Here is a 15,187-nt window from a genome sequence, read left to right as displayed (position 1 = left end):
AACCTACGCGGAAGGAGGCTCGTGTCGATCAAGCCACCGGAACCACGATCAGTTCGTGTGGCCGGTTATTGACGGCCAGGGCGCCATCGGGCGTGACGATGACGATGTCCTCGATGCGCGCACCCCACCGCCCCGGGAAATAGATGCCCGGCTCGATGGAGAAGGCCATGCCTTCGGCCAGGGGCAGATCGTTTCCGGCGACGATGTAGGGCTCTTCGTGCACCGACAAGCCGATGCCGTGCCCGGTCCGGTGCACGAAATATTCGGCGAGCCCTTCGGCGGCCAACACGTCACGGGCGGCGGCGTCGACCTGCTCGGCCGTCACTCCCGGGCGCACCGCGTCATACGCCGCGCGCTGGGCGCGTTGCAGCACCGAATACTGTTCAGCAACTTCCGGGTTCGGGTCACCGATGCTGTAAGTGCGCGTCGAGTCGGAGTTGTAGCCGGGATCATAGGAGCCGCCGATATCGACGACGACGATGTCACCGACCCGAAGTTCGCGATCCGAATACCCGTGGTGCGGGTCGGCGCCGTGCGGCCCGGACCCGACGATGATGAAGGCCACCTCCGAATGCCCTTCGGCCACAATGGCATCCGCGATGTCGGCGGCCACGTCGGCCTCGGTGCGGCCCGGGACCAGAAACTCCGGCACCCGGGCGTGCACCCGATCGATGGCCGCCCCGGCTTTGCGGAGGGCGTCGACCTCGCATTCCTCCTTGACCATCCGCAGCGTGCGCAACACATCGGTGGCCAGAACCGGCAGCACGCCGAGCACTGCGGCCAGCGGCAGCAGGTGCAACGCCGGCATGGCATCGGTGACGGCGGTCGCGGCGCGGCCACCGCCCAGAGCGGCGCCCACCAGACCGTAGGGGCTGTCGCCGTCGACCCAATCCCGCACCGCCAGGCCGAGTTCGGCGATGGCAGACTCCTTGAGCGAGGCCAACTCCAGCCGCGGCACCACCACCGTCGGATCACCGGAAGCCGGCAGCACCAGCGCGGTGAGCCGTTCCAGGGTCTGGGCGCGCGACCCGACGAGGTAGCGCAGGTCGTACCCCGGTGTGATCACCAGCCCGGCCAGGCCTGCGTCGGCGGCCGCCGCGGCGGCCGCGGTCAGGCGGCGCTCATACACTGCTGCGTCGAAGCGGTGAGACTCCATGGCAGCCAGGCTAATGCTCGATCGCGCGTCGCCTCCCGGCGACGTGAGACCATAACCGGCATGCCAGCACCCCGATCACCGCTCGTGCTGCTCGATGGCGCCAGCATGTGGTTCCGCTCCTACTTCGGGGTGCCGTCCTCGATCACCGCACCCGACGGCCGGCCCGTCAACGCCGTCCGGGGATTCATCGACTCCGTGGCCGTAGTGATCAACCAGCAGCGGCCCCGTCGGCTGGCCGTCTGCCTGGACCTCGATTGGCGTCCCCAGTTCCGGGTGGATCTCGTCCCGTCGTACAAGGCCCATCGGGTGGCCGAGGAAGAGCCGCGGAACGAGCCGGACATCGAGGAAGTCCCGGACGACCTGACGCCCCAGATCGACATGATCGCCGAACTCCTTGACGCGTTCGGGATTCCGACGGCCGGGGCGGAGGGTTTCGAGGCCGACGACGTGCTCGGCACCCTGGCGGCGCAAGAACGCAAGGATCCGGTGGTGGTGGTCAGCGGTGACCGCGACCTGCTGCAGGTGGTGTCGGACGATCCCGTCCCGGTCCGGGTGCTCTACCTCGGCCGGGGGCTGAGCAAGGCCACACTGTTCGGGCCCGAGGAGGTCGCCGAACACTATGGCGTGCCGGTGGATAGGGCCGGCCCCGCCTATGCCGAGCTCGCCCTGCTGCGCGGCGATCCGTCCGACGGACTTCCCGGGGTCCCGGGCGTCGGCGAGAAGACCGCGGCCACCCTGCTGGCCCAGCACGGCTCGCTGGAACAGATCCTGGCCGTCGCTCACGACCCGAAGTCGAAGATGGCCAAGGGTATACGTGCGAAACTGCTGGGCGCGCTGGATTACATCGAGGCGGCCGGGAAAGTGGTGCGGGTGGCCACCGACGCGCCGGTCGCCTTCTCGACGCCCGACGACGAACTACCGCTGGTAGCCGCCGATCCACGACGCACCGCCGAACTGGCCACGGAGCTGGGTGTCGGCTCGTCGATCGGCCGCCTGCAGAAGGCCCTGGACGCGCTGCCGAACTGACGTGACCGACGGCTACTGCGGCCGGCCGACCTCGTAGGTGCCCTTGTTGTCCTGAAAGGTCACCGTGACGTGCTTGGGCGCGCCGTCGATGCTGACGTCGCAGTCGAACGTCCCGCCCTTTTTGACGGTGGGGTTCTGGCCGTGGTTGCACTTGACGTTCTGGACGTTCTTCGCGCCGTAGCCGTTGGTTTCGTCGCTGAGAACCTGCTGGACCCCCGCCTGCGCCTTGTTGACGTCCAGCTTGGTGGTGACGAAGAACCCGGGCTGCCAGAAGCCGAGCACCAGCACGACCGCGATGAGCAGAAAGGCGATCGCGCCGCCCACGCCGGCGATCAATCCGACCGGTCGCTTCTTGCCGGGCTGCTCGTAGCCGGGGTACTGCTGCGGATACTGGCCCGGCTGGCCGTACTGACCGGGCTGCGGGTACTGGCCCGGCTGGCCATACTGACCCGGCTGCGGGTACTGGCCCGGCTGGCCATACTGACCCGGCTGAGCGTATTGGCCCGGCTGGCCATATTGGCCGGGCTGACCGTACTGCCCGGGCTGCACGTAGCCCGGCTGCTGCTGGGGGTACTGCTGCGGGTACGCCTGTTCGGCTGGCTGCTGGTACTGCGGGTAGTCGGCGGGCGGCGTGTAGGCCGGAGCCTGCCACGACGTCTCCTGATTCGACTGCTCGTTCCAGGTCGGTGCGGCCTGGGTCGGGTCTGACGAGTGATCGCTACCTTGACCCTGACCAGGCGGTTTCCACTGCTGGTCCGATCCCTGCGGTCCGCTCATCTTTCTCCCTCAGCCCTTGTGTATCAACTATCGGCGCTTAACGGTAGCTCCGGCCTAGCCTACCCGGCGTCAACTGCGACGACGCCGCGCCGAATGTCATTGATGGCCCGCTTGGCGGTGGCCCGTAACTCCGCGTCCGGAGCGGCGTTGCGGACCTGGTCCAGCAGGTCGAGCACCTGACGGCACCACCGCACGAAATCCCCCGCGAGCAGCGGCGATCCGGTGCCGGCCGGGTCGGCGGCCGCCAGCGCCGAGGCCAGATCTCCGGTCCTGGCCCAGCGGTAGATGACGTTGACGAAGCCGTCGTCGGGTTCGCGGCTCGGGGCGATGTGGTGCGTTTGCTCATCGGCGCGCAGCGCCATCGACAGCCGCGACGTCTGCTGCAGCGCCTGCCGCACTTGCTGGGTCGGCGCGTCGGCCGCGAAACCCGCCCCAGGCCCCTCCCCACCCCGGGTTTCGTAGAGCACCGTCGAGACCACCGCCGCCAGCTCGGCCGGCTTCAACCCCGACCACGTGCCGGTGCGCAGGCATTCGGCGATTAACAGGTCGCTTTCGCTGTAGATGCGCGCGAGCAGCCGGCCGTCGTCGGTGACGCGAGGATCGCCGTCGCGCCCTTCGATGAAGCCGCGCTCGGTGAGCAACCCGACGATCCGGTCGAAGGTCCGGGCCAGTGAATTAGTGGCCGCCGCAACCTTTTTCTCCAATTGCGCGTTGTCCCGTTCGATCCGCAGATAGCGCTCGGCCTGCCGCACTTGTGCCTCCAGGCCGGGCGTGTTGTGCGACGGGTGCCGGCGCAGTTGTTCACGTAACGACGCCAGCTCGGGATCGTGGAATTCGCCGTCGGAGTCCCCGCTGCCGCCGCGGCGCCGGGCCGGGATGGTCAATCCGGCGGCGGCCGATCGCAGCGCCGACGCCAGATCGCGCCGGACCCGGGGTTGACGATGTTCGATCCGCTTGGGCAGTGACATCGAACCGACCGGTGCGGACGCGCCCGAGTAATCAGCCGTCGAAATCCTTCCCGCCCAACGGTTTTCGGTGAGCACCAACGGTCGCGGGTCGGAGCTGTCGCGGGCTGATTCCAGCACCACGGCCAAGCCGCCGCGGCGGCCGTGGGTGATGTTGATGATGTCGCCGCGGCGCAGTGCGGCCAGCGCGTCGCTCGCGGCCTGCCGTCGCTGCAGCCGGGACGCGCGCGACTGTGCGCGCTCCATCTCGCTGATGCGTGCCCGCATCCGCGCGTATTCGAGGATCGGCGCCCTGGGCCCGCCGAGCTCGGCGGCGATCTCGTCGAGCATCGCGGTGCCGCGCTCGATGCCGCGCACCAGCCCGACCACGGAGCGGTCGGCCTGATACTGCGCGAATGACTGCTCCAGCAACCGATGCGCCTGCTCGGGATCCATCTGCTGGACCAGGTTGATCGTCATGTTGTACGACGGGGCGAACGAGCTGCGCAGCGGGAAGGTGCGGGTGGAGGCCAGCCCGGCCACCGCCGACGGCTCGGTGGTTTCCTCGGTGGGATTCCACAGCACCACCGCGTGGCCCTCGACGTCGATGCCCCGCCGCCCGGCGCGGCCAGTGAGCTGCGTGTACTCCCCCGGTGTCAGCGGCACGTGCTGCTCGCCGTTGAACTTCACCAACCGCTCGAGCACCACCGTGCGGGCGGGCATGTTGATCCCGAGCGCCAACGTCTCGGTGGCGAACACGGCCCTGACCAGTCCGGCGGTGAACAGTTCCTCGACCGTGTGGCGGAAGACGGGCAGCATCCCGGCGTGGTGGGCCGCCAGACCGCGCAGCAGCCCCTCGCGCCACTCGTAGTAGCCCAACACGCCCAGGTCGGCGTCGGCCAGATCGCCGCATCGGTGCTCGATCACCTCGGCGATCTGTGCGCGCTCCTCCTGGGTGGTCAGCTGCAGGGGCGAGCGAAGGCACTGCTGGACGGCGGCGTCGCAACCGGCACGGGAGAACACGAACGTGATCGCCGGCAGCAGTCCCTCGGAGTCGAGGCCGGCGATCACGTCCGGCCGCGACGGCGTCCGGTAGAAGCGGGGACGTGACGGCCGCCCGGTGCCACGGCGCCGGGGTTGCCAGTCGGCCATGCGGTCCGCCTCGCGGCGGTGCGAAATATAGCGCAGCAGTTCGGGATTGACGCGCGGCTGACGATCCGCGGCCGGTTTTTCGTTGTCGTAATCGAACAGATCCAGCAGACGCTTGCCCACCAACACGTGTTGCCAAAGCGGCACCGGCCGGTGCTCGTCGACCACGACCGTCGTGTCGCCGCGTACGGTCTGGATCCAGCCGCCGAATTCCTCGGCGTTGCTGACCGTCGCCGAGAGGCTGACCACCCGCACCTCGTCGGGCAGGTGCAGGATCACCTCCTCCCACACCGGGCCGCGCATCCGGTCGGCGAGGAAATGCACCTCGTCCATCACCACATACGAAAGCCCGTGGAGCGCAGGCGAATCGGCGTAGAGCATGTTGCGCAGCACTTCGGTGGTCATGATCACCACGGGCGCATCGGCGTTCACCGACATGTCGCCGGTGAGCAGGCCGATGCGGTCGCGGCCGTAGCGCGCCGTGAGGTCGGTGTGCTTCTGGTTGCTCAGCGCTTTCAGCGGCGTGGTGTAGAAGCACTTGCCCCCGGACGCCAGCGCCAGGTGCACGGCGAATTCCCCCACCACCGTCTTGCCGGCACCGGTGGGCGCGCAGACCAGCACGCCGTGGCCTCGCTCGAGCGCCGCGCACGCCCGCCGCTGAAAGTTGTCGAGCGCGAAGGGTAATTCGGCGGTGAACCGGGCGAGCTCCACCAGCTCCGTCACGTCAGGGGGCGGCGAGGGATCAGGTGACATCGTCGTGTTGCCCGGCGGTGAACGACGGCTCCGGTATCGCGGTGGGCGGTTCGATGACCGAGGCTTCGTCGTCGGGAATCACGGCCTGGGCTTCACGTTTGGCCTTCCGTCTGTCATGCAGCCGGGAGATCTGGATGGCCAACTCCAGGAGGACGGACAGCGCCAAACCGAGCGCGGTCATCGAAAACGGGTCGGATCCGGGGGTGAAGATCGCCGCGAACGCGAACATCGCGAAGATCAGGCCGCGCCGCCACGCCTTGAGCCGCTCGTAGGGCAGCACGCCGATGGTGTTGAGCATGACGATCAGCAGCGGGAATTCGAAGCTGACGCCGAAGACCACCAGCAGGTTGATCAGAAAGCCGAAATACCGGTCGCCGGACAGCGCGGTCACCTGGACGTCGCTGCCGACGGTCAGGAGGAAGCCCAGCGCCTTGGCCAGTACGAAGTAGGCCAGCACCGCGCCGACGACGAACAGGACCACGGCGGGGATGACGAACGCGACCGCGAAGCGGCGTTCCTTCTGGTACAGGCCGGGCGTGATGAACGCCCACAGCTGGTAGAACCACACCGGGCAGGCCAGCACCACCCCGGCCGTCAGCCCCACCTTGAGCCGCAGCATGAACTGGTCGAACGGCGCGGTGGCCAGCAGCCGGCATTGCCCACCGGGGCTGATCTCCGCGCGCGCCGACCGCGGCAGCGAACAGTAGGGGTGCCGCAGCCACTCGCCCAGGCTTTCCAGCCCGAAGATCGAATGCGAGTACCAGACGAACCCGAAGATCGTGGTCACCAGGATCGCGGCCAGCGAGATCAGCAGCCGGGTGCGCAGCTCGGTCAGATGGTCGACCAGCGACATGGTCGCATCCGGGTTGGTTCGGCTGCGCCGGTTACGAGGGTTGAGGCGCCTCAGCAGGCCGGAAGTGCGCGCTGAAACCTTGAAGACTCTCACGATGCTCGGTCAGTGGCGCTCGGGCAGCGCGACGATGATGGCGGCTATGCCGGACGTGCTTCGCTGTGCCCCTGCTCGCTGGGCGTCGGCGCGTCGACCCGTTGCGACTGCACGGGAGTGGGGTTCGCCGAGGAGGCCTCGCCCTGGGTCCCCAAGGCCGACGTTTCCGCCTTGTTCTCCGTCTGCATTTCGCGGAGCTCGGACTTGAAGATCCGCATCGACTTACCCAACGAACGCGCCGCATCGGGGAGCTTCTTGGCACCGAACAGCAAGATCACCACAACCGCGAGGATCGCCCAGTGCCACGGACTAAGACTGCCCACTTTGATTACCTCCAGACATTCACCCGAATGCTACCGCAGTAGCGGCATGTGGCGGCGGGCCCGCGCCGCGCCGCGGTGGACCATGTCGCCTCGGCTTTTATCAGCTCAGGGCTTCGTAGGACGTCACGGCGGCCGCGGCGGCGTCCCGCACCCGCTGCGCCAGGGACGCGGGCTGCAGCACCTGCACGTCGGCCCCGAAGCCCAGCACCAGCCGCGTCATCCAGTCCTCGGAGGCGTAGGTCATCACCGCTTCGCACGATCCGTCCGGCAATTCGCGCACGTCACGCATGGGGTAGTACTCGAGCATCCAGGACGCCGCCGGTGCCACCCGCAGCTTGGCCGACGGCAGCGCGGGATCGCCGTCGAAGAGCGAGGTGTCCGGCGGGGCGTGCAGCGCCGGCTCGGGCGGCGCGGCGGGCTCGTCGAGCTCGCTGGCGTCGACGATCCGGTCGAAACGGAACAACCGAACGCCTTCCGCCTCGCGCGACCAGCCCTCTAGATAGCTTTGGCCGCCGATCAGCAGCACCCGGATGGGGTCGACGACCCGGCTGGTCAGGGTGTCGTGCGAGGCGGAGTAGTAGTCGATGGTCAGCGCGTGCCTGGACTGGACGGCCGCGCGCACCGCGGCAGTGGCGCGGTTCTCCACCGGCGCGGGCTCGTCGACGGCCGACGCCGCATGGGTGGCGTCGTGTCCGAGGGCTCCCGCAGCACCCTCGATCTTGGCGATGGCGCTGCGCGCAGCTTCCGGGTCGACGACGCCGGGGATGTCGGCCAGCGCACGCAACGCCACCAGCAGTCCGGTGGCCTCCGGCGAGGTGAGCCTTAGCGGGCGGTCGATGCCCGCGGAGAACGTCACCTCGATGGTGTCCCCGGAGAACTGGAAATCGATGAGGTCGCCGGGGAAATAGCCGGGCAGACCGCACATCCACAGCTGGTTGAGGTCTTCTTCCAGCTGCTTGGCCGAGACGCCGAGATCGGCGGCGGCCTTGGCCCGGGTGACCCGCGGATTGGCCTGGAAATACGGCACCATGTTGAGCAGCCGGATCAGGCGGGTGGAGATGGGGGTCATGCGGACACTCCCCCGCGGCCAGGCGGTTGCCCCGCACCGACGGCGTCCGCGCCCGCATGCGCGCGCAGCCGGGCGAGCACGTCGTCGCGCAGCGACTGCGGTTCGAGCACCAGGGCGTCGGCTCCGTAGCCGGCGATGTCACGGGCCAGCTGATCGGCGGACCTGATGTCGAGCTCGATCACCTCGCCGCCGCGACCGCCGAATTGGCGCGCTTCGACGGGCCTGCCGGCACGCCGTAGCGCGGTGGCCCGCCCGTCGGCCACCCATACCCGGGCCTGTCCGACGGTCGGCGCCGACACGTCGGTGACGGTCTGGGCCACGATCTTGCGCAGGTCAACGTCTTTCGGCACGGTGACGGTGCCCGGCGGGCCGATCGGTGTGACGTCCGGGCCGATCCGGGAGAGACGGAAGGTGCGGGTCGCGTCGCGGTCGCGGTCGTGGCCCACCAGGTACCAACGGCCCTTCTCGGTTACCACGCCCCAGGGCTCGACGGTGCGGGTGGCGTACGGCTCGGCCCGGGACGGCCGGTGCGGAAACTGCACGGCCTGGCGGGAATCGATGGCCGACAACAGGATTCCGAGGACCTCCTCCGACCCCCGCAGGCCCGGCACCCCGGCCGGCGACGCGATGGCGACCGGCGCGTCCGGATCGACGTCGACGCCGGCCGCGCGCAGTTTGAGCAGCGCGCCCTGGGTCGCGGTGATGAGTTCCGGTGACTCCCACAACTGGGTCGCCACGGCCACCGCCGCCGCCTCGTCGGGGGTCAGGTCGACCGGCGCGAGCGAGTAGGCGTCACGGTTGATCCGGTAGCCCTCGGTGGGGTCCCAGGCCGACGCCCGGCCGACCTCGAGCGGGATGCCGAGGTCGCGCAGCTCGTTCTTGTCCCGCTCGAACATGCGCGAGAACGCCTCGGCGCTGACGCTGTCCGAGTAACCCGCCACGCTCGACCTGATCTTCTCCGCCGATATGTAGCCGCGGGTGGATAGCAGGGCGATGACCAGATTGACCAACCGCTCGACTTTTGACGTCGCCATTGGCTCCAGATTATTCGATGGACCTCGTCCGGCGCTTCCGCGGCCGTTCGCGTCGCGGTATTCAATGCGGCCAGGTCCGTGCCGGCGGGCCGATGTGACGGTTGCCGAGCCGACGTGCGGCTACATGCTCGCGATCAGGCGCTTGACCCGCTCGTCGACCGCCCGGAAGGGGTCCTTGCACAGCACGGTGCGCTGGGCCTGGTCGTTGAGCTTGAGGTGCACCCAGTCGACGGTGAAGTCCCGGCCGGCGGCCTGGGCCGCGCTGATGAACTCGCCGCGCAGCCGCGCCCTGGTGGTCTGCGGCGGGTTGTCGACGGCTTCGGCAATCTCCTCGTCGGTGGTGACGCGCGTGGCCAGCCCCTTGCGCTGTAGCAGATCGAAGACGCCACGTCCGCGCTTGATGTCGTGGTAGGCGAGGTCCAGCTGCGCGATCTTCGGGTCGGACAGCTCCATGTTGTAGCGGTCCTGGTAGCGCTGGAAGAGCTTGCGCTTGATCACCCAATCGATCTCGGTGTCGACCTTGGCGAAGTCCTGGCTCTCGACCGCGTCGAGCTGGCGGCCCCACAGGTCGACGATCTGCTCGATCTGCGCGTTGGGCTCCCGGGTCTGCAGGTGCTCGACGGCCCGGCTGTAGTACTCGCGCTGGATGTCCAGCGCGCTGGCCTGCCGCCCGCCCGCCAGCCGCACGGGACGACGGCCGGTGACGTCGTGGCTGACCTCGCGGATGGCGCGGATGGGGTTGTCCAGCGAGAAGTCTCGGAACGGGACGCCGGCTTCAATCATCTCCAGCACCAACGCGGCCGTGCCCACCTTGAGCATGGTGGTGGTCTCACACATGTTGGAGTCCCCGACGATCACGTGCAGGCGCCGGTACTTCTCGGCGTCGGCGTGCGGCTCGTCGCGGGTGTTGATGATCGGCCTGCTGCGGGTGGTGGCCGAGGAGACGCCCTCCCAAATGTGCTCGGCGCGTTGGGAGAGGCAGAACGTCGCGGCCTTGGGGGTCTGCAATACCTTGCCGGCCCCGCAGATCAGTTGGCGGGTGACCAGAAACGGCAGCAGCACGTCGGAGATCCGGGAGAACTCGCCGGCCCGCACGATCAGGTAGTTCTCGTGGCACCCGTACGAGTTGCCCGCTGAATCGGTGTTGTTCTTGAATAGGTAGATGTCACCGCCGATGCCCTCGTCGGCGAGCCGCTGCTCGGCGTCGACCAGCAGGTCCTCCAGCACCCACTCGCCGGCGCGGTCGTGGGTGACCAGCTGTACCAGGCTGTCGCACTCGGCGGTGGCGTACTCGGGGTGGCTACCCACGTCGAGATACAGGCGGGCGCCGTTACGCAGGAAGACGTTGGAGCTGCGGCCCCAGGACACGACGCGACGGAACAGGTAGCGGGCGACCTCATCCGGGCTGAGCCGGCGGTGGCCGTGGAACGTGCACGTCACGCCGAACTCGGTCTCGATGCCCATGATTCGTCGCTGCACGTAATCGAGGGTACTTGCTGTCCGACCGGGACGGTGAGCAAGCCGCGCGTATCGGTTCGACGAAGTTTCCCGTCGAACGGTGAGCGGCCGCGCGGGGCGCGGTGAACCACCCGGCCGCCCGCACCGACGCCCTGGCCGCGAACTAGCTCACCCGCACCTTTCGCACCACCTGAGCCATCAGCACCGGTCGAATGTGGGCGGCGGTTGGGGTCTATGCGGAGGAGTCGCCGTCAGACTCGGACGGTTCGCCGCCGCCTTCCGAGCCGTTGGAATCCAGCTCGCGCAGCAAATTCTCCAGGGTCGCGCGATTGATCCGCCGGAAGGCCCGTCGCGGCCGGTTGACATCCAAGATGGCGACTTCCAGGCTGCCCACGTCGAGGGTGGACTGGTCGCCGTTGGACGCCTCGCTGCCGGCCCGCAGCGCCTTCACGGCGATGTGGGTCGCCTCCCGCAGATCGGCGTTCTCCGCATACGAATCCTTCAGCGCGGTGACGATCGGCTCGGTGGTACCACCCATCACGACGAAATGCGGCTCGTCCGCGATCGATCCGTCGTAGGTAATCCGGTACAGCTCAGGTGGTTTGCTCTCGCCGTAGTGCGCGACCTCGGCGACACACAATTCCACCTCGTAGGGCTTGGCCTGCTCGGTGAAAATGCTGCCCAGGGTCTGCGCGTAGACATAGGCCAGCTGGCGGCCCGTGACGTCGCGGCGGTCGTAGGCGTAGCCGCGGGTGTCGGCGAATTGGATTCCGCCACGGCGCAAGTTGTCGAATTCGTTGAACTTGCCGGCGGCCGCGAAGCCGACGCGGTCGTAGAGTTCGCTGATCTTCTGCAACGACCGTGACGGGTTCTCCGCGACGAAGAGCACACCACCGGCGTAGACCAGGGCAACCACGCTCTTGCCCCGGGCGATGCCTTTACGCGCGAGCTCGCTGCGCTCGCGCATCGCCTGCTCAGGTGAGATGAAATACGGGAAGCTCACTTCTCACCACCATCGGGGCCGAAAGTGTCAGCGCGCGAACGGCTTTGGATCACTTCGCGGGCCAATTCGGCGATGCGTGCCTCCGGTACTTCCAGCGCGCCTTCGGCGCCGATGGTGACCGCGGTGGGATAGATCCCGCGCACCAGATCCGGTCCGCCGGTGGCGGAATCGTCATCGGCCGCGTCGTAGAGCGCCTCGATCGCGACCCGCACCGCGGAGTCGGCGTCGGTGACCTGCGAGTACAACTTCTTCATCGACGACTTGGCGAAGATCGAGCCCGACCCCACCGACTGGTAGCCCTCCTCTTCCAGGTTCCAGCCGCCGGCGGCGTCGAAAGACACGATGCGGCCGGCGCCTTCGGGATCGGGCGCGTCGATGTCGTAGCCCGCCAGCAACGGCAACGCGATCAGGCCCTGCATTGCGGCCGCCAGGTTTCCGCGCACCATGATCGCCAGCCGGTTCACCTTGCCGGCGAACGTGAGCGGCACGCCTTCGAGCTTTTCGTAATGCTCGAGTTCCACCGCATAAAGGCGGGCGAACTCGACCGCGATGGCGGCGGTGCCGGCGATGCCGGTGGCGGTGTAGTCGTCGGTGATGTACACCTTCTTGACGTCACGCCCGGCGATCATGTTGCCCTGCGTCGAACGCCGGTCGCCGGCGAGCACGACGCCGCCGGGGTATTTCAGCGCGACGATGGTGGTGCCGTGCGGCAACTGCCCGGTGGCGGCATCCGATTGCGTGCCGGACAAGCTCGCCGGCAGCAATTCCGGCGCCTGGCGTCGCAGCAGCTCAGCAAATGACGAGAGGTCGATAGCGGGGTCTCTTGAGAGTGCGGAATTGGTGGACAGGCGATTAGAGAAAGGCCAGGTCACTGTCCGCCCTTTTGGACATACGCGCGAACGAAGTCCTCAGCGTTCTCCTCGAGCACGTCGTCGATCTCGTCGAGCAGATCGTCGGTGTCCTCGGCTAGCTTCTCCCGGCGCTCTTGGCCCGCGGCGGTGCTGCCGGCGACGTCGTCTTCGTCGTCGCCACCACCGCCACGCTTGGTCTGCTCCTGAGCCATCGCCGCCTCCTGCGTTGTGTGGGCCCTTTGAATGGCTTATTCACCGATCAAGCCACACTGCCCGTTGGTCTTTCCTAGCCTACCGGTCAACCCCGACGTTCCCGCGGTGAACCGGCACCTAGCTGGTGAGTTGCTCCACCAGCTCGGCGGCGCTGTTCACCGAGTCCAGCAGTGCCCCGACGTGCGCCTTGCTGCCGCGCAGCGGCTCCAGCGTCGGAATGCGGACTAGGGAGTCACCACCGAGATCGAAAATCACCGAGTCCCAGCTGGCCGCGGCGATGTCGGCGCCGAACCTGCGCAGGCATTCACCGCGGAAGTACGCGCGGGTGTCCGTCGGCGGTTTGTCCACCGCTTCGAGCACCTGGTGTTCGGTCACCAGGCGCTTCATCGAGCCGCGCGCGACCAGCCGGTTGTACAGGCCCTTGTCCAGCCGGACGTCGGAATATTGCAGGTCCACGAGGTGCAGTCGCGGCGCCGACCAGCTCAGGTTTTCGCGCTGCCGGAACCCTTCGAGCAGGCGCAGCTTGGCGGGCCAGTCCAGGATTTCCGCGCATTCCATCGGGTCGCGCTCGAGCTGGTCGAGCACGTGCGCCCAGGTTTCGACGATGTCGCACGCGCGCGGATCGGGGTCTCGGCTGTCGACCAGTTTGGCCACCCGATCGAGGTAAACCCGTTGCAGCGCAAGCCCGGTCAGCTCGCGACCGTCGGCCAGCGCCACGGCGGTGCGCAGCGAGGGATCGCGGCTGATCGCGTGGACCGCATGCACCGGCCGCGCCAGCGCCAGGTCGCTCAGGTCGATGCTGTGCGCCGGGCCCTCTTCGATCAGGTCAAGCACCAGCGCGGTGGTGCCCAGCTTCAGATACGTCGACGTCTCGGCGAGGTTGGCGTCGCCGATGATGACGTGCAGGCGCCGATAACGGTCGGCGTCGGCGTGCGGTTCGTCGCGGGTGTTGATGATGCCGCGCTTGAGCGTGGTCTCGAGGCCGACCTCGACCTCGATGTAGTCCGACCGCTGGGACAGCTGAAACCCGGGCTCGTCACCGGAGGGCCCGATGCCGACTCGTCCGGAACCGGTGACCACCTGCCGGGAGACCAGAAAGGGGGTCAGCCCGGCGATGATTGCCGAAAACGGCGTCTGCCGCGACATCAGATAGTTCTCGTGCGACCCGTAGGAGGCGCCCTTGCCGTCGACGTTGTTCTTGTAGAGCTGCAATTTCGCGGCCCCGGGCACGCTGGCGACGTGGCGTGCCGCGGCCTCCATCACGCGCTCGCCGGCCTTGTCCCAGATCACCGCGTCGAGCGGGTCGGTGCACTCGGGCGCGGAGTATTCGGGGTGTGCGTGGTCGACGTAGAGCCGCGCGCCGTTCGTGAGGATCATGTTGGCCGCGCCGACCTCGTCGGCGTCCACCACCGGGGGCGGGCCGGCCGACCGGCTCAGGTCGAAGCCGCGGGCATCCCGCAACGGCGATTCCACCTCGTAATCCCAGCGGGTGCGCTTGGCGCGCTGAATCCCCGCAGCGGCCGCATAAGCCAAAACGGCCTGCGTCGAGGTGAGGATCGGGTTGGCCGTCGGGTCCGATGGCGATGAAATGCCGTATTCGACCTCCGTCCCGATGATTCGTTGCATGACCTAAGCGTAGGCCGGACGACGAAGCGGCCCGTGCGGCGGGGCGCGCAGGAGCCGGCCAATCAGGTCCAGCCGGGCGACGAAGCGGCCCGTGCGGCGGGCGCACGCGAGCCGGCCGCGACTTTGGCGGCGCGTAACCGCTACCACGGCGCCGCCGGGTCACCGTCCGTCGTGTTGACGGCGCCGACACCAGTGACTAATTTCACCCTGTGTCCGCCCCTGGATCCGACCACGCCGTCGGTAAGCACGCACTCGACCTGTCCGGCAAGCGCTACGGCGAGGTACTCCTGGTAACACGGGGCGAGGCGGGTCCGCAGGCAACGGTGTACAACAGCTTCCCGCTCAACGACTGCCCCCAGGAGCTGTGGTCGGCGCTGGACACGCACGCCATCGCCACCGAACACGGGGCGGCCGCAGCCCTGCTCAACGGTCCCCGGTATTGGCTGATGAACGCCATCGAAAAACAAGCCCGGGGGCCGCAGATCACGAAATCCTTTGGCGGGATCGAAATGATCCAGCAAGCCACCGTCCTGCTGTCGTCGATGAACCCGGCGCCGTACATCCCCAACACGGTCAACCGCCACACGGTGTTCGTCTTCAACGCCGGCCAAGAGGTGTACGAACTCATCGATCCCCAAAGCCAGCGCTGGATCATGCAGACCTGGAGTCAGGTCGCCGACGCCACGCTGTCGCGCGCGGACCTACCGGGCCTTGCCGATCGTCTCGACCTGCCGGCGGGGTGGGCCTACCAACCGCGCGTGCTCAGCGACGAATTGCGCGTGGACACAACGCAGCGGCCGGCCCAGGTGCTGCAGGACAATCTGACGAACAGCTACTCGCTGGTGACCGACTGACCGCC

14 protein-coding genes are annotated in these 15,187 nt (G+C 68.1%); 2 read left to right on the top strand and 12 right to left on the bottom strand.

Annotated elements, in window-relative coordinates:
* Nucleotides 1-28 precede the first annotated feature (28 nt).
* Nucleotides 29-1,156: a M24 family metallopeptidase gene (locus tag MTY59_RS19860; RefSeq protein ID WP_221042662.1), complete on the bottom strand. Its 1,128-nt coding sequence runs from the start codon at nt 1,154-1,156 to the stop codon at nt 29-31.
* Nucleotides 1,157-1,216: 60 nt separating this feature from the next.
* Between MTY59_RS19860 and MTY59_RS19855 the strand changes: the two genes are divergently transcribed.
* On the top strand, nt 1,217-2,182 hold the full coding sequence (locus tag MTY59_RS19855) for a 5'-3' exonuclease (protein ID WP_221042661.1): 966 nt from the start codon (nt 1,217-1,219) through the stop codon (nt 2,180-2,182).
* A gap of 12 nt (nt 2,183-2,194) precedes the next feature.
* Here the strand turns inward: MTY59_RS19855 and MTY59_RS19850 are convergent, their stop codons facing one another.
* The 11 genes from MTY59_RS19850 to dop all read right to left on the bottom strand — a co-directional run bounded on the left by MTY59_RS19850 (nt 2,195) and on the right by dop (nt 14,328).
* Complete coding sequence (locus tag MTY59_RS19850) at nt 2,195-2,959, bottom strand: DUF4333 domain-containing protein (RefSeq protein WP_221042660.1); 765 nt, start codon at nt 2,957-2,959, stop codon at nt 2,195-2,197.
* Between the two features lie 59 nt (nt 2,960-3,018).
* On the bottom strand, nt 3,019-5,775 hold the full coding sequence (locus MTY59_RS19845) for a DEAD/DEAH box helicase (RefSeq protein WP_221046541.1): 2,757 nt from the start codon (nt 5,773-5,775) through the stop codon (nt 3,019-3,021).
* 19 nt (nt 5,776-5,794) lie between these two features.
* Nucleotides 5,795-6,751 (bottom strand): twin-arginine translocase subunit TatC, encoded by a 957-nt coding sequence (gene tatC, locus MTY59_RS19840; RefSeq protein WP_221042659.1) that lies wholly within the window; start codon nt 6,749-6,751, stop codon nt 5,795-5,797.
* A 44-nt stretch (nt 6,752-6,795) separates the two neighbouring features.
* The gene (tatA, locus tag MTY59_RS19835; protein WP_221042658.1) at nt 6,796-7,074 is read right to left on the bottom strand and encodes a Sec-independent protein translocase subunit TatA; all 279 of its coding nucleotides are present in this window, start codon (nt 7,072-7,074) and stop codon (nt 6,796-6,798) included.
* 100 nt (nt 7,075-7,174) lie between these two features.
* A complete protein-coding gene (locus MTY59_RS19830; protein WP_221042657.1) occupies nt 7,175-8,143 on the bottom strand; it encodes a helix-turn-helix transcriptional regulator in 969 nt (322 codons plus the stop codon).
* On the bottom strand, nt 8,140-9,177 hold the full coding sequence (locus tag MTY59_RS19825) for a helix-turn-helix transcriptional regulator (RefSeq protein ID WP_221042656.1): 1,038 nt from the start codon (nt 9,175-9,177) through the stop codon (nt 8,140-8,142). The genes MTY59_RS19830 and MTY59_RS19825 overlap by 4 nt, the downstream gene beginning before the upstream one ends.
* A 120-nt stretch (nt 9,178-9,297) precedes the next feature.
* Nucleotides 9,298-10,656 carry a Pup--protein ligase gene (gene pafA, locus MTY59_RS19820; protein WP_221042655.1) on the bottom strand — a complete coding sequence of 453 codons (1,359 nt, stop codon included), beginning with the start codon at nt 10,654-10,656 and terminating at the stop codon, nt 9,298-9,300.
* A gap of 211 nt (nt 10,657-10,867) precedes the next feature.
* Nucleotides 10,868-11,638 (bottom strand): proteasome subunit alpha, encoded by a 771-nt coding sequence (prcA, locus tag MTY59_RS19815; protein ID WP_221042654.1) that lies wholly within the window; start codon nt 11,636-11,638, stop codon nt 10,868-10,870.
* Nucleotides 11,635-12,510, bottom strand: a complete 876-nt coding sequence (gene prcB / locus MTY59_RS19810) for a proteasome subunit beta (protein WP_221042653.1) — start codon at nt 12,508-12,510, stop codon at nt 11,635-11,637. Before prcB ends, prcA begins: the two co-directional genes overlap by 4 nt.
* Nucleotides 12,507-12,701, bottom strand: coding sequence for a ubiquitin-like protein Pup (locus tag MTY59_RS19805; protein WP_066860430.1), 195 nt, complete (start codon nt 12,699-12,701; stop codon nt 12,507-12,509). Before MTY59_RS19805 ends, prcB begins: the two co-directional genes overlap by 4 nt.
* A gap of 118 nt (nt 12,702-12,819) precedes the next feature.
* Nucleotides 12,820-14,328 (bottom strand): pup deamidase/depupylase, encoded by a 1,509-nt coding sequence (gene dop, locus MTY59_RS19800; RefSeq protein WP_221042652.1) that lies wholly within the window; start codon nt 14,326-14,328, stop codon nt 12,820-12,822.
* A gap of 209 nt (nt 14,329-14,537) precedes the next feature.
* Here dop and MTY59_RS19795 point away from each other — a divergent pair, with 209 nt between their 5' ends.
* The gene (locus tag MTY59_RS19795; RefSeq protein ID WP_221042651.1) at nt 14,538-15,182 is read left to right on the top strand and encodes a hypothetical protein; all 645 of its coding nucleotides are present in this window, start codon (nt 14,538-14,540) and stop codon (nt 15,180-15,182) included.
* Nucleotides 15,183-15,187: the final 5 nt, after the last annotated feature.

Source organism: Mycobacterium senriense (genome assembly GCF_019668465.1).
Classification (GTDB): domain Bacteria; phylum Actinomycetota; class Actinomycetes; order Mycobacteriales; family Mycobacteriaceae; genus Mycobacterium; species Mycobacterium senriense.
Note: the sequence above shows the minus strand (reverse complement) of the source record. Positions and strands in the feature narration are given on the sequence as shown.

Coding starts and splice junctions, on each gene's coding strand:
- MTY59_RS19860 (WP_221042662.1), bottom strand. CDS start 1,156: ATGGAGTCTCACCGCTTCGACGCAGCAGTGTATGAGCGCCGCCTGACC.
- MTY59_RS19855 (WP_221042661.1), top strand. CDS start 1,217: ATGCCAGCACCCCGATCACCGCTCGTGCTGCTCGATGGCGCCAGCATG.
- MTY59_RS19850 (WP_221042660.1), bottom strand. CDS start 2,959: ATGAGCGGACCGCAGGGATCGGACCAGCAGTGGAAACCGCCTGGTCAG.
- MTY59_RS19830 (WP_221042657.1), bottom strand. CDS start 8,143: ATGACCCCCATCTCCACCCGCCTGATCCGGCTGCTCAACATGGTGCCG.
- MTY59_RS19825 (WP_221042656.1), bottom strand. CDS start 9,177: ATGGCGACGTCAAAAGTCGAGCGGTTGGTCAATCTGGTCATCGCCCTG.
- MTY59_RS19805 (WP_066860430.1), bottom strand. CDS start 12,701: ATGGCTCAGGAGCAGACCAAGCGTGGCGGTGGTGGCGACGACGAAGAC.
- dop (WP_221042652.1), bottom strand. CDS start 14,328: ATGCAACGAATCATCGGGACGGAGGTCGAATACGGCATTTCATCGCCA.